Origin of the sequence: Paenibacillus helianthi (genome assembly GCF_001909055.1) — a bacterium.
GTDB classification, from domain to species: Bacteria; Bacillota; Bacilli; order Paenibacillales; family Paenibacillaceae; genus Paenibacillus_AQ; species Paenibacillus_AQ helianthi.
The window spans coordinates 83336-97442 of the sequence record NZ_LVWI01000114.1 but is presented as its reverse complement, the minus strand read 5'-3'; the positions used below and the strand labels follow the sequence as shown (position 1 = coordinate 97442).

Sequence of the window (14107 nt, the reverse complement as noted above, 5' to 3'; positions counted from 1 at the left end):
ATTATCATGATTTCAAATACTTCTTCCGGTACAGCCTGTAACCGATGGTCATCAGGCCGCCGAACAGCAGCAGGGCAGCAATAATAACAACGATAAAAAATTTATTCTGCACACTGAACAGCTTGGTGAAGCTTCGGATCTGCTCTTCTTTGTATTGGTAATCACTGCTTACGGCCTCCGGGACATAGTCGACATTCAGGGGAACGCCGTTCACCGACACCACTCCATCTGCGGAGACCACCGTATTCTCCTCTGTAACAGTCTTGTGCGCCCCCTGCTTGTAATCGGCAAAAGTGATCCACTGCTGTTCCAGCGTCTGCAGCAGCTTGTTAATCCCGGCTTCATCCTCCGGCAGCTCTGCGGTAATTGCCGTATTGACCGGCAGCTGCGGCATCGCGTGGGAAGTGTGACTCAGCCCCTGCAGGGACTCCGTCGTCAGGCTGTAGAGAGAGGAGGCGAACGTCTTGGAGACATTCGTCTGGTCCATGTACCTGACTTCCTCATCCGGGTACAGCACCGCAGAGTCAAAAAAGCCCAGTCCCCGCTCTGCATATTCTTTGTCATAGCTCCAGTAGCTTTCCGCACCCGCACCAAGCGGTGCCAGCCCGTTCTTGATCAACACATTGAGAAAAGCGTTCATTTTATCATGCAGCGTATAATCATTGCTGTTGATGGGAGGTCTCACGGCAGGGGCATTAACCAGGATAGTGCCATTGCGGGACTGTACAATTTTCAGTGCCTCCAGATAACGTTCCATCGCCGGAAAATCAGTATTGCCGAACACCGGTTGGACACTTGCGATGAACGGAATGCCTTCCTGATATAGCCGGTCCGCCACTTTCTCCAAGAGATCCAGATCAGAGAATGGATAAATCTCTCTAAGCACCAGATAAGTGTGGGGAACCGCGGAAGAAGGAAGCCAGTCCTTTAGCACATAGGCCATCGCCATTACACTGGAGTCTCCTTGCCTCAGGTAAGGAGCGTAGGTATATTGTCCGCTGCTTACAGCATAAGGAGCCTCCAGGCTGCTCTCCTGAAAAGACAGGCGGCCATAAGTCCTGACTGCCTGGCTTGCAGCAATATAGGGCATCTCCTCCACCTTAAGATCAATCCCTGAAAAGCCCCCTATAGAGAGCTTGGCACTCCCTCCGGGCCATACAGCAGCAGTAAGCCTCAGCGCCTGCTTCATTGGACCGGGAGTATTGTATCCTACATACATCAACTGACCCGGATAGTCCGCGATATCCTTCAGATAAGCCTCATTTGTAATGGACAGATCGGAACGGTTAATGACAGTAATTACTTTGGAGTAGGAGTTCAGAACACCTTTCTCGTACTTATCCAGACTCGACAGCGTAACTTTTGTGCTGTAAGCTGCCAGCAGCCTTTGAAGCTCCGCCACATTTCCCGCGAGGGCCGTCCCCTTCGCCAGGCTGTCGTACAGCAGCAAGACTCGCTGCGGAGCGGCCGCGGAATGTGCGGGTGCGGGCAGCAACAATAGAGTCATAAGCAGCAGCAGGCTGACCATCCCTTTAAGTTTCAAACACTCACACCCTTTTCAGGTCCCGCATAATCGGTTGTAGGAATTGTAGGAAGAGCGGTGTCAGCAGGGGTCGCCTGTGCAGCTGTTGGCAGTTTTCTGCGAGTAAACAATCCCCGGCTAATGACGCTCGACAGGGTCAGAAATGTCACCAAATCAAACGACTGTGTGAACAAAAATTCATGTTTGGCGATGTCGGCATCGCCCGCTCCAATAATGGATACAAATATGCCGGAGAGACCCACCAGCATGGTCGCCAGAACCAGCATTGATCTCTGCATTGACCGGAAATCCCGCTGTTTGACCGCCGCTGCGAAGGATGGCATATAGATTCCCGTAACCACTGCCATCCACAGGAGAATGAAACCAAACGTCCGGGGAGCAAGCTTTTCCTTAAGCAGACTGTATCCGGTGAAAAACCTGCTCTGTGCCCGGAATTCCTTCCCTGCTGATTTCTCGTAGTTTCCCATAGCCGCAGGTTTGATGGTATAAGCGCTCTTGGCAGCGGTATTCAGAATAGAGCCCATTTGGTCGGGATGAGTCATATAGTATTTCAAAATCGAAATAAATCCATAGTGGCTGTAGAAATTCTTCTCCAGAATTCCCGCTTTCACATCGACCGTACCGTACTGGTCATAATACGTATTCCCTTTCAGAATGGCGTATTGCTCATTGATGCCAAAGGATTGGAGTTCCGTTTCCGGGTTCTCCGATTCCAACAACACGCCGCGGGTCATCGCATGGTATTGGTTGATGTTCACAAATTCCTTAGAAATGTTCAGATAGGTCGCTATTCCGGATATCATCATCAGCCCAATAGAGGCGGCAGTAAGGTAGCGGAAAATACGATCTTTACGAATCCCAATGAGCGGTATTGCGAGCACGGAAATGACCATGCCTACAGGAGCGTTCTGCTGCTTGGAGGTAGTCAGGATGAGGGTACTGACCACAAAAAGTGCCAGCATGGCATAGTCATTGTATTTTTTGCGGTACAGCAGCAACCAAGAAGCGAAAACGAAGAGCATCATGATCATCACCACGCTCTCGCTGAAAAAAGAGTTGAAATAAGCCGTATAGCCTGTATCGCCAAATATAAAAACAGCCAAGGCAGCGACAATCATCCCCCGTGTGCGAGACATTTTGCAGGTCACGGCTTCGATTAATAAATAGACGCCGGTCACATACAGAATCGTATAAATACCTGCTTGAAATCGGATATCGAAGACCTCTTTGCTGAATACCAGCTTATTGATCACAAGGGACAGCTTAATAAATAGGGATTGGGAGGATACCAGCATGGAACTATTCTCGTTATAGTATTGATAGATTCCAAACTGCTTCACAAAATAACCAAAATATCTGCTGTCATAATCAGGCAGGTTGAAGTACAGCCCATTACTGTAGATGATCCGGAAAAAGTCACCGTTGTCTGCCATTCCTACATAGGGAGCTGTAAACAGAGCTATAACTGTAACCAGCAATACTCCGAAGGCTGCTAGAAGAGCTGGGGAAACCCGTAGTCCGGTAAGCACCATATGCTGCCGAAGTGTTGTTTTTACTATGTTGTTATCGATCATGCGGGTCACCTTCGTTACTGTGGTTTAGAGTGAATAAGAATAAGCAAGCAAGGCCATAAGATTATCAAAAGAATACGCCTGTCCCGTATCTGTATTGCCGAATCCGCCGAACATCGGACTGTTCGTCTCCCGGACCTGAAATTCGTTCATTCGCGAAATTCCCGACCGGTAGAGTGCATCGTCTCCTGCTTCTGCGCCAATCATAGCCGCCAGAGCATAAATCGCGGTGGACCTTATCTCATTCAGCGGCTTCCCGTCACGGGAATATTGTCCGTAAAGCGTCCCTGCCTCGACTTGTTCCTTGATATAGCGGATACTTGCAGGCTTCTGCCGACCCGTCTCTGCCAAATGCAGAATACTCAGGAGGGATTCCACCGTATTGATATTCTCCGAGCTGTAAACTCCTGTACCATAATCGAATCTCGTCTCGTAGAATGGGAACGAATCTGAGAGGTAGCCCTCCTCCAGAATCCCATCCATGTTATGCAATAATATACCTCTTAATTCGTTAGAAATCGACATTTTTCGCAATGTGCCTAAATCAATATAACACAATGTAATGAAGCCATTCGTAGTTTTGTAAATTTTGTCATAAAAATCGTACATATATCCTTCTTTTACATTATTCCCATAGAAGCGCTGGCTGTATTTATCCGCTTGCTCTGTATAAGCCGGCTCGTCAAAAATCTCACCCGCCTCATATAAAGCTCCAATTAAACGGAGGTCATCGACAGCTGCATTCACAGGATACTGCTTCTGCTGTTTGGGGCTGTAGCGATAGCTAAATCCGCCCTCCATATCAAAGGTTTGCTCGGCCAATGCCCACTGGCTGGCAAATTGCTCCTTGTCGCTGGCAAGCACGGCCGCTCTCATCAAAAGGGAAGCCGATTCGCTCAGCACCTCATGACCGGTGGCCGCTTCACCGGATTCATCGGTCTCCAGCAAATTGGTATATACACCGTAAGGACCGGTAAGCTGCTTCGTAATAAATGCGCTCAACTCCTGCCTTTCTTCACGGATATCGATACTTTGGCCTATGGGCGACGAGGAAGGAGCTGCGGTCATCGTCTCATTGGCTGTGGCGGTAGGTTCGGTGGCTGGTTGGCCGCCGCTGCAGGAAGTCAGCAGCAGCAGAGTGAGTAGAAGCGCGGTGGCTGCGCTGAGTTTTCGGGTCAATCCATCACATCCTCGAGGAAGAAGACATCTGTTATCTATATAATATAACGGTAATATAAGTCACAAAATTAACTATGTAATTGATCATTATGTGTCTAATTGAATAAAAGATTCAATTTCCAATAAGAAAGAGCTGTACGAAGGTTCCTGAGGGACCTGTACAGCTCTTTTTCGGATGAAATATAGATAGATATCGTCCTGCTAGCCTTTGATCTGACGGTAAGTTTCCTCATCCGACACGATATAGAGTCTGGCTTCCTGCGGGATCGGCTGATCCAGCTTGCGGTTGATGCCAAGGTCACCCCGGTCGGACAATAGTGTCGCTCCCTGAAGCAGCAGCGCCTGAAACGCATCGCCGTAGGTACGCCAAGCGGCATCCCGGGGAACTTCATAGATATCATCCCCATGCTCCCGGCTAAGCAGTTGGGTAATCACCTCGGGATTCCCTTCCTGCAGCGCTGAGCGGACAGCGAGTCTTGAAATGGCATCATGCGAAAGTACGAATTCATTGACATGGACATGGCGGAAGTTTTGGATGTTCTTTTCCTGCATGATCTCAACAGTGGTATGTACCTGCGGAGCAATCCGCTCAATACTGGAGGCGATCAGCAGGGTTTTGCCATCCGTCAAAGAGGCCTCATCGATCCGCGTATCCCCGAATATGATTGCTGCCCTGGCTCCATAAATATTCGCCTTCTGCAGGATATCGTCGCTGGAAGGATCACCGCTGATGAAATGGACATGCTCCAGATGCCGCAGCGGATGCTGACCGCTCTCGTCGATGATGACGATCCGGCAATCCCGCGAATAGCAGAGAATCTCATCGACGGCAGCCTGCGTTTTGCGGTTCCAATTGATCAGTACCACATGGTCTTTCCCATGAAAGCTCAAGGTTCCGGCTCCCCTCCTTCTTTGCAACTCCCCCATGGAATCAATAATCTTCCCGATCACCAAACTGAGCAGCCCAATGCCGAAAATATACAGAAACATGGTAAATAGCTTTCCCGTCACCGATTTGGCAAAAAAGTCGCCATAACCTACGGTGGACATCGTCGTCATGACCCAATAAAAGGCATTAAACCAGTTATGGAAAGTTCCTGGCTCCAGTAAAAAGGCAATCGTTGCACTCATCACAATAAAGGCCAGGATGACCAGCCCAATGGACTTTTTCCTTAGACGCATCAGCTTTCCAGAGAGACGCAGTAGAAAATGCATCGGCTTAAATGATCAGACTGCTGACGGCGAACGCTGTCCCGATGAAAACCAGGCACAGCATCAAGCCTACAGCGACATTCCCCTTCTGCAGATGATCGGATATTTTGAAGCCCGGTGTGAACAGCTCGAAGATCCAGTATGCAGCGATCAGGCAGACGTATCCAACCGCGAACCAGAGTATCATGAACCAGATTGAGGTATTCGTATACGCGGCCACGCCCAGAATAATCGCCGTGGCCAGAAACTTGCCACCGAGCGCCAAAGCTACGGCTACGTTGCCTTTTTTCAATTCTTCCATGTCCTTGAATGGAGTCATCAGGCTGAACACTACCATCCCGAGTACCTGCAGCAGAATGATTGTCAACACGCTGACAATCAGGTTAATCACAATCGTCAATTTGCCCACCCCCGAAATTTTGCGTAGGCCGAATCATAATCGGCGAAATCATGCACTTCCTCCAGCACAACAGAGGCTTTCTTTTGTTTCTCCAGCGCCGTATAGCGCTTATCATCAATCGGCTGCTTGATCCGGTTGCCCGAAGGCAGCTCAACCACAGCAAAGTTTCTGGTTTTATCCTTGTACTTGGTTTTGTATACACCTACAAGATCCACATCCGTTGTAATGGATACCTTCAGACGGGCCAAATCTTCTGCGGCCGTCTTCTGGTCGGCATACGATTTAATCGTATCCCAGGAAGACAGGCGGATATCGTTCTTCTGATCGGCATCCGTCACCAGTTCGGCATCCATGAACTGTAAGGTCCATATCTTGTCGCCGGTGGCATAATTACCGTCGTTCGGAAGCAGCTCATTGTCCGGCAATACGGTCATGTCGCTGCCGATCAGATCTCCAACTGTGCCTTCAACCACCCGGTAATCCCAGGGGACCCGTGTTACACTGTCCGTTGTCTCCTTATCGGTATGAAACACACTGTTCGCATTGCCCGAGCATGCGCTCAGCAGCAGTACTGCCATCAGCAGCATGCCAAGCATTGTTCCTGAATGGAGCCTGCGGCCCCCTCTATTCCGGCGACTTCTATCCTTGTTCATCTTCAAGCCCCCTCACTCCTAGCGCGATAAAATGACTGGCATTGCCTGTAATCGGTCCACCCGCGCGGCCCAATAGCCCGCATGGCACGCCGTTGATCACGAACATGCCAGTCAGCAGGTGAAGCTCCCCTTCAGGGGTCTGAATTCGGGCCAGCTCCGCCCGCTTCTGGTACACCGTCGGAAACAGCACGCTGCTGTCGAAGCCGTCCTCGTCGGCAAGCTCCAGCGATCCGCTGTCATCGAAAATCCGTACCGAGCCGCCTTCGCGGCCGAAGACGGACTTGGATACAAAGTTGCCGGAGAATACAGGCTTATTGTAGGTTGGCAGGATATAACTGGCTATCGCCTGACGCTCCTCCTCGCCGAAGAGCAGGCCCAGCTCATACATCCCCCACACGGCGGCAATCAGTCCTTTGGACTGCAGCAGGATGCTGTGCGGACCGTTGAACAGCTGAAGCTGCCCGCTCTCGATGGCGTAGGCCAGCGCCTCGCCGCCATCATCCACCGCCATCCACTCCTTGGGATAAAGAGCGAACATCCGCTTGATGACCCGGTCCTCCGCATCTCTGACTGCCCCTTCATCAATCCACAAATCCAGGCAGTCGACACAGCGGATATCCAGACCGCTGTGCGCAACAAGCGCCTCAATGGTGCCGGAATCCTCCTGATGTGTTCCATAAGCAACACAGGCCGCCGTATCCGGCTGCTCAATGCCCCAGGCAGCAGCCAGGCGATCCTTCATGCCCGTATTCGGGCTCGACACTCCGGCCTTCCCGCAAATCCAGGGTGTAGCGATGGAAGCTTCCACATACCCGGTTGGCGTATCGGCGTTCAGTTCCAGCAGCTTGATCGTACCGTCGCCGGCTATGGCAAAATCAAATCTGGCATAGCGGCTGATCAGCCCCGGCTCCGGCAGCGGAGTGTCGTCCAGCATCTGCCACAGGACATGCGGAATACCCAGCAATTCATACAAATCATGCCGCTGGTGGACATAACGGACAGCCTTGTCGAGGATACTCCAGAGCTTAACCGAGGCTTCCTCCAGCTCCTTGTAGGTCTCGCCCCGCATCACGGCAACTGCATCCAGCCAGTATTCTTCATCCTCCAGGTCAGCCCAGGTGAATCCGAGCCCGTGCAGCTCTTCTACACGTGGAGCCCGTTCCAGCCCCGACTGATCGATATACTCAAAGACGCTGTCTGCCGGGCTCATCCGCCGAAACCGCTCCTGCCTGAACTCTTGCCGGAGCTGGACTTTGACGAGGAGCTGGACTTGCTGCCTGAGCTCAGACCGCTGGATTTGCCTCCGACTCCTCCGGCCTTGCTCGAAGTGTTTCTTCTGGTGATCGAACCGGTGGACGAGGTAGAGGTCCGCGGTTTAACCACGGAGCCGGGCACCGGCTTGTTCTGAAAGCTGCCGCTGTTATAGCTGGGTGCCTTGTAGACCTTCCGCGTGCCTCCATAATAGGTAGGGCGGTTGTTGTACCAGCCTCTTGAAGAATAGAAAGAGCCGCTGTTGAACAGCATGTGGTACAGCAGCAGATCATCCCAGCCGAAGCCAGAGTTATAGCCGCCGTAATTGTTGATGACCGTTGTGCCCCCCGAGGTGACTACCCCCTGGCCCTCCTGCAGCACTTCTCCAGCATTCTCATCCGGGTAAGGGATATTCCAGTCTACATTCTTGTCAAAATAAGCTTTGACCTCCTCGGTAGACCACGAAACCAGCGTGGGCTCATCTGCAGAGCTGCTCCCGGCTGCACCTACGCCCCCTGGAATAAATAGAGCATTAGCCAGCAGCGCAATACCCAGGGACGTGGACAATACCCGGATCGGTTTGCCGTCCGGGGTGAATAATCTGGAAGCCGCCGGTTCTTTTTGTTGTTCATCCTTTGCCAATTTGAGACCCTCCTCTCCTGACATTATTCTTCCGTACGCATGGGGACAAGCAGTAGTTCGAGCTTGCCCTGATCCACATTCAGCCGTCCTTCCACGGCTTCGTACTCCCGGCTGCCGACTACAATATAATTGACATGCTCCAGAGCCGTAATCATATTCATGCTCCAGGTCCGCTCCTCAATGATTCGCAGTTCGCCATCCGGCATCTTTTCAAACAGAATGACATTCATTCCCTGATCCACTTTTTCCTCATCCTTCCTGAACACTATTATGTTTCTGATACGTCGTTAGCACCATTTCGTTTCAACCCGGGCCCGCGGGATCGTCTATAGAAGAGAACCAGGCCCAGAGAGCACAGACTCACCGCAAGCAGAAGGCCATAGACATGCTTGTAAGCGCTCGATGGTACCCCTTCCCGCTGGGCATGAAGCAGTAATCCGCAGACGGCAACAGAGACTGATCCTCCGAAGAATTGGATCAGCTGCAGAAGCCCCATCCCCGATCCGATCCAGGTGCGCGGCAGGATCCCGGAGGCTTCATTGTTCAAGGATGCCATGGTTGCCGAAAAAGCCGGCGAGAAGCACAGGTACCCGAACAAAAGCACGAACGGCGACGCGGACAGGCTCAGGGCAAAAGTCGCCATAACAGCGGCAAGCACACCATGGCCGATGAGCAGAAAACGCAGATTTCCATACCGGTCGATCCAGCGGCCGACAAAACGGGTCAAAAATGCCGACAAAATCGCGCCTGGTGCAATAAAAAGGCCAATCATCAGCGCCGATTGATGGTACACGCTGGCCAGGGCAAGCGGCATCAGGAATAAATTACCCAGATTCAGCACTAAAATGCTGAAGCCAATGGCTGTGAGCTTTAAATAACCGGACATCCGGAGCAGTTCGGGATTAATAAAGGAGTTCCGGGCTTGGCGGAGATGGACAGCGTGAATCCCGAATGAGACTACACTTCCGGCAAGCCATATGTAGGACTTACTGGTTACGGCTACGAGCAGGCTTCCTGCATTGATAACCGTAAGTAAAGCTCCGTACAGGTCAAACGCCGCCGCCTTGGGCTGTTCCTTGGGCAGCAAATAGAGCAGCACCGGCAAAACAAGCAGTACTAGACAAGTAATGCCAAACAATCCGTTCCAGCCGAGATATTGGCTGATCAGACCGCCAGCAATCGGACCCAGCCCGAAAGCCATGGCACTTCCTGCAGAGATCATGGCGATGGAGGCACCTCTCCTGGCAAGCGGCACATACCGGCTGGCGAGGACCAGCCCTAGACCCGCCATGACGCCGGCACCGGCGGATTGCATAATCCGGGTAATCAGCAGAACATTGAAGCTGTGCGCAAACAATCCGGTGACCGAAGCCAGGCCCAGCGTTGTCAGGCCAATGGTCAGCAACTTGCGGATGGGCACCAGATCAGACAATCTGCTGTAGATCACCGTCGACAAGGCATAACCAATGGAGTAGCCCGAGATTACCCACGAACCGAGATCAGCTGAAATATGCAGATCTTGAATAATGGTGGGCAGTGACACATTGAACATAGTAGTGTTCATAACCACAATGAACAGGCAAAAGGTCCACAGCGGCATTACGACTTTGTCATTCATGCTTGACTCCATCCCTATCAATATATATATCTGTTACAACCCCATTAAATTCTATGCCCTGGACCTATAATTGGCAATATATTCATAGGACTCTCTGAACCCAGCTGTCCATGACACTATCCGGATGGATACCAAGCCCGCTATGCAATAGCGCCTTATAGTTCTCATAGTGTCTCCTGAATCCGAAATAATCACCCACCGGGATTAGCAAATTATACCTTGAAACGCTTTAGTGTTAAAAGCAAAAAAAGCCGATTCCATTATATTTCGGAATCGGCAGATAACCTTTTTAGAATTGAGAACCTGAAATATTTCACTTTACCTCAGGTGCTGCGGCAGCCTGTGCTGTGCTCTCTTGCGTTCTGGACAGGAAGATATTCAGAATAATGGCTGTCAGCGAGCCGGAGACAATCCCATTCTGGAGCAGCATTCTGGCGAACTCAGGAAGCTGATCGAACATGGAGGGCAGAACTGCGGACCCCAGGCCCACAGCAATACTGCACGCAGCAATCAAGAGATTCCCGTCCTTACGCAAGTCGACCTCGGAGAGAATGGACATCCCGGACGCGGCCACCGAGCCAAACATAACAATCATAGCCCCGCCAAGCACCGCATTCGGCACGACGGTGGTCAACGCCGCCAGCTTCGGAAGCAGGCCAAGGACGACCATAATTCCGCCGGCTGCAAAAATAACATTTCGTGTCTTGACGCGGGTCAGTGACAGCAGGCCCACGTTCTGGGAAAATGCCGTATACGGGAAGGCATTGAACAGGCCGCCCAGCATGATGGCCAGGCCCTCAGAGCGGAGGCCGTTTACGACTTGCTTTTGCTCCACTTGCTGGTCTGTGGCTTTGCCTACAGCGAAATACACGCCAGTCGATTCAACCATGGAGACGATGTTGACGATAATCATCGTAAAGATTGCGGTAATGCTGAATTCAGGCCATCCGAAATAGAACGGGCGGGCAATGCTGACCCATGATGCGCTGCCCACGGTGGAGAAGTGAACGAGACCCATTGCATAGCCGATCACGGTTCCGGCCACGAGTCCGGCCAGAACAGATACCGATCGAAGGAAGCCTGTCGTGAACCGGTTCACTGCCAGAATTACCAGCAGTGTAATTAGGCCAAGCAGCAGATTACGGGGCGCTCCAAAATCAGCGCTGCCCTGACCACCCGCCACATTGTTCATAGCGACGGGAATCAGCGATAAGCCAATGATTGTTACCACGGAACCGGTAACTACTGTCGGGAAGAACTTCAACAGCTTGCCGTATATCGGGGCTGCCAGAACGACGAACACCCCAGAGATGATGATCGCTCCGTAGGCTGTTGCCAGGTTAGAACCGGAAGCAATCGCAATGATCGGGCTTACCGCCGTAAAGGTACAGCCCAGCACCACCGGAAGCCCGCTGCCGAAATGCTTGCTGCTGATAATCTGGAGCAGTGTAGCCAGCCCGCAGGTGAAAAGATCCGCGGCGATCAGGTAAGCCATCTGTGTTCCGCTTAAATTCAGCGCCCCTCCGACAACAAGCGGCACAATGACAGCTCCGGCATACATCGCCAGCACATGCTGCAGTCCCAAGGCAAATATTTTCTGTTTGCTTAACATCCCGCACTCTCCTTCATGGTTTCTTCTGTATGGTGATTTATGAAATGGATTTCCCCTGGAGACATCGACGAGATTCTTGCCAAAGAATGAACAGCAATACCCCGTTCTTCAAGCAGGCTGCGCCCTTCCTGGAAGCTTTTCTCGATCACACAGCCCACACCCAGCAGCTCTGCTCCCGATGCGTTCACAATATCCGCCAGCCCCACAAGCGCCGCACCTGTAGCCAGAAAATCATCAACAATCAGCACCTTATCATCGGGACCCAGGTATTTCTGCGAAATGCTGATCTGGTAATCCTCATGCCTTGTGAAGGAATGGACCGGGGCCGAATAGACCTCCTCAGACTGGGTAACGGCTTTCTTTTTCTTGGCATACACGAACGGAACCCCCAGTGCAATTCCTGTTGCCATGGCGAACTGGATGCCGCTGGCTTCAACGGTCAGCACCTTGGTAACCGGCTGGTGTCCAAAAATCCGCCCGAACTCCTCGCCAATCTGCAGCACCAGCTGCGTATCCACCTGATGATTCAGAAACGAGTCTACCTTAAGCACCGTATCCGACAAAATGAGACCTTCCTGTCTAATGCGTTCCTCTAGTATTTTCATATTGCAGCCAACCTCTCCTTGTCTATAAAAAAAGACAGATCCCCTTGAGCGCTTCTCTCAAGTGAATCTGTCCTTCTGGGTTTTTGTCCCTTGGTGGTGTAACACATACATGTGTCCGCATCGCTTGGACCAGCTTCTTTTATGCTATGGCACAAAAAAACGGAACCCTAGATGCGCTATATCACTCATAGTCGGATAATTGCAGTGGTTATCCGGTAGAAACTTATGGGCCCTATTCCCAAGATTATATGAGTTGTTCATATTTTTTTAAAACCTTTGTATATCTTACACGCTCTACTACGTTCCGGACAAGTGGAATTTCAAGTATTTTCATGAATATTCCCGGTCTTTCATAGGAGTTTCATTTTTGTTCAAATATCGGGGATGCTCTGCCCTATCATCGCTGTATATTCTGCGGCAGCTACCTGTACTCAGCAGCAAAAACCGCAAGCTCCCTATCATGGGGCTTGCGGTTTTGCTGCTGCCGTACTGACAGGCGGGAACCGCCTTACTCCGGGAGGCCACCGGCCGGGGCCGGATGAGCATCAATATATTTCAAAGCGTTATAGATCATCTCCGCAGCTTCGGCGCGGGTAATGCCGGCAGAAGGATGGAATTTGCCGGTACCGTCCAGACTGGAAATCTTCAGCGCCAGCGCGCGTTGAATGGAGCCGTCAAAACCGTTGGTGAATTCTGCCTGGTCTGCAATGTCTACCGGCATGATTTTGATCATCGGCAGATTACTGTGCTTCTCGATCGTCAGAATCAGCTGATGGGTGAACTCCTCACGGGTCCAGTTCTTCGCAGGGTTAAGATCAGGAGATAAACCAATATCGTTGTTAGCTGCAATAATAAGTGCATTTGCATACCAGGCATCGTTGTGGGCATTAGCGAAATAGTCGGTAGCCTGCGGCGCCTTCACGAAATTGAGCAGGTCTATATTCAAACCAAAAGCGTTAACGAACATTTGAATTCCCTGGGCGGCTGTAATTGTCGCATTCGGCATGAATTGCGTATCGCTTACGCCGTGGATCACGCCTCGCTGCTGCAATTCGGCGATCTTATCCTTGACCGGTGTGCTGGAGAGATCCTGGAACGTCGCGGCTGCGGCGAAGCTCTGTCCGGCAAAAGTCAAAGTGAGTACGGCTGCTGCCGATAATGTGATTTGCTTCAATGTATTTTTCTTCATTCGGGTCACCTCTTAGTTGGATTTACAAGCCTTAATTGTCCTCTTCATCCTTCCAGACGGATCATCTGCTAAAAGGTTGCAGCCGGTCCTTTTACTTTGCTGCAAACAGCACACGCGGGCCGCCTGCTGAATCTGCAGGCGGCCCGCGTGTAGGGTTTTCTTTTACTCCATAACAGCTGTGTGAGCTTCTGTCTTCTTATGGTTCAGTACATTGTCCTCCAGCACAGTGAATTTATCCCCATACTCCTTGACGATGTGCTGCTCTCCCCAGGCGCATAAGGAATCAAGAATGGAGCTAAGCGTGCGCCCGTAATCGCTCAGCTCATACTCCACCTTCGGCGGCACCTGATTGTAGCTGATGCGGTTCACTATGCCGTCCTGCTCCAGTTCTCTAAGCTGCTGGGTCAGCATTTTCTGTGTAATGTTCGGCATATGACGCTTCAAATCGCTGGTCCGCATTGTACCATGCGTCAGATGGCAGAGGATAACACATTTCCACTTCCCTCCGATCACCTCGAGTGTAGCTTCAACCGATATATTATATTTTTTGGCCATGATCAGCCCTCCTGAAAGTTTGTTAGCATTCCTTCACTGAACAGCTTCGTACAACCTGGCTTCGGAAGCATTCCCTA

General features: G+C 51.3%; 15 protein-coding genes and 1 riboswitch. Of the genes, 1 reads left to right on the top strand and 14 read right to left on the bottom strand.

From position 1 onward, the window contains the following. Positions 1-4 precede the first annotated feature (4 nt). The 12 genes from A3844_RS31320 to A3844_RS31265 all read right to left on the bottom strand — a co-directional run bounded on the left by A3844_RS31320 (position 5) and on the right by A3844_RS31265 (position 12286). Complete coding sequence (locus A3844_RS31320; RefSeq protein ID WP_083607132.1) at positions 5-1543, bottom strand: hypothetical protein; 1539 nt, start codon at positions 1541-1543, stop codon at positions 5-7. Continuing rightward, positions 1540-3117, bottom strand: a complete 1578-nt coding sequence (gene wsfD / locus A3844_RS31315; RefSeq protein WP_074109555.1) for a glycan biosynthesis hexose transferase WsfD — start codon at positions 3115-3117, stop codon at positions 1540-1542. The genes A3844_RS31320 and wsfD overlap by 4 nt, the downstream gene beginning before the upstream one ends. Before the next feature lie 24 nt (positions 3118-3141). After that, a complete protein-coding gene (locus A3844_RS31310) occupies positions 3142-4293 on the bottom strand; it encodes a hypothetical protein (protein ID WP_074109554.1) in 1152 nt (383 codons plus the stop codon). 201 nt (positions 4294-4494) lie between these two features. Beyond that, a complete protein-coding gene (locus tag A3844_RS31305; RefSeq protein ID WP_341864911.1) occupies positions 4495-5475 on the bottom strand; it encodes a potassium channel family protein in 981 nt (326 codons plus the stop codon). 37 nt (positions 5476-5512) lie between these two features. After that, positions 5513-5905 (bottom strand): DUF350 domain-containing protein, encoded by a 393-nt coding sequence (locus A3844_RS31300; protein WP_074088407.1) that lies wholly within the window; start codon positions 5903-5905, stop codon positions 5513-5515. Next, positions 5902-6558, bottom strand: a complete 657-nt coding sequence (locus tag A3844_RS31295; protein WP_074088406.1) for a hypothetical protein — start codon at positions 6556-6558, stop codon at positions 5902-5904. Before A3844_RS31295 ends, A3844_RS31300 begins: the two co-directional genes overlap by 4 nt. Continuing rightward, complete coding sequence (locus A3844_RS31290) at positions 6545-7768, bottom strand: glutathionylspermidine synthase family protein (RefSeq protein WP_074109552.1); 1224 nt, start codon at positions 7766-7768, stop codon at positions 6545-6547. Before A3844_RS31290 ends, A3844_RS31295 begins: the two co-directional genes overlap by 14 nt. After that, positions 7765-8451 (bottom strand): hypothetical protein, encoded by a 687-nt coding sequence (locus A3844_RS31285; protein ID WP_074088404.1) that lies wholly within the window; start codon positions 8449-8451, stop codon positions 7765-7767. Before A3844_RS31285 ends, A3844_RS31290 begins: the two co-directional genes overlap by 4 nt. Positions 8452-8474: 23 nt before the next feature. Continuing rightward, positions 8475-8693 carry a hypothetical protein gene (locus tag A3844_RS31280; RefSeq protein ID WP_167374795.1) on the bottom strand — a complete coding sequence of 73 codons (219 nt, stop codon included), beginning with the start codon at positions 8691-8693 and terminating at the stop codon, positions 8475-8477. Positions 8694-8719: 26 nt separating this feature from the next. Continuing rightward, positions 8720-10069 carry an MFS transporter gene (locus A3844_RS31275; protein WP_083607130.1) on the bottom strand — a complete coding sequence of 450 codons (1350 nt, stop codon included), beginning with the start codon at positions 10067-10069 and terminating at the stop codon, positions 8720-8722. Positions 10070-10382: 313 nt separating this feature from the next. Beyond that, positions 10383-11681, bottom strand: a complete 1299-nt coding sequence (locus tag A3844_RS31270; RefSeq protein ID WP_074109551.1) for a nucleobase:cation symporter-2 family protein — start codon at positions 11679-11681, stop codon at positions 10383-10385. Further along, positions 11675-12286, bottom strand: a complete 612-nt coding sequence (locus A3844_RS31265) for a xanthine phosphoribosyltransferase (RefSeq protein WP_074088401.1) — start codon at positions 12284-12286, stop codon at positions 11675-11677. The genes A3844_RS31270 and A3844_RS31265 overlap by 7 nt, the downstream gene beginning before the upstream one ends. Before the next feature lie 168 nt (positions 12287-12454). Further along, positions 12455-12558: riboswitch (purine riboswitch) on the bottom strand. A 95-nt stretch (positions 12559-12653) separates the two neighbouring features. Here A3844_RS31265 and A3844_RS33830 point away from each other — a divergent pair. Continuing rightward, positions 12654-12779 carry a hypothetical protein gene (locus tag A3844_RS33830; protein WP_279629286.1) on the top strand — a complete coding sequence of 42 codons (126 nt, stop codon included), beginning with the start codon at positions 12654-12656 and terminating at the stop codon, positions 12777-12779. Between the two features lie 15 nt (positions 12780-12794). Here A3844_RS33830 and A3844_RS31260 read toward each other — a convergent pair whose 3' ends face one another. Together A3844_RS31260 and A3844_RS31255 are read right to left on the bottom strand one after the other, a co-directional pair. Beyond that, positions 12795-13475 carry an S-layer homology domain-containing protein gene (locus tag A3844_RS31260; RefSeq protein ID WP_074109550.1) on the bottom strand — a complete coding sequence of 227 codons (681 nt, stop codon included), beginning with the start codon at positions 13473-13475 and terminating at the stop codon, positions 12795-12797. A gap of 162 nt (positions 13476-13637) precedes the next feature. After that, on the bottom strand, positions 13638-14030 hold the full coding sequence (locus tag A3844_RS31255) for a winged helix-turn-helix transcriptional regulator (RefSeq protein WP_074088399.1): 393 nt from the start codon (positions 14028-14030) through the stop codon (positions 13638-13640). Between the last annotated feature and the right edge of the window lie 77 nt (positions 14031-14107).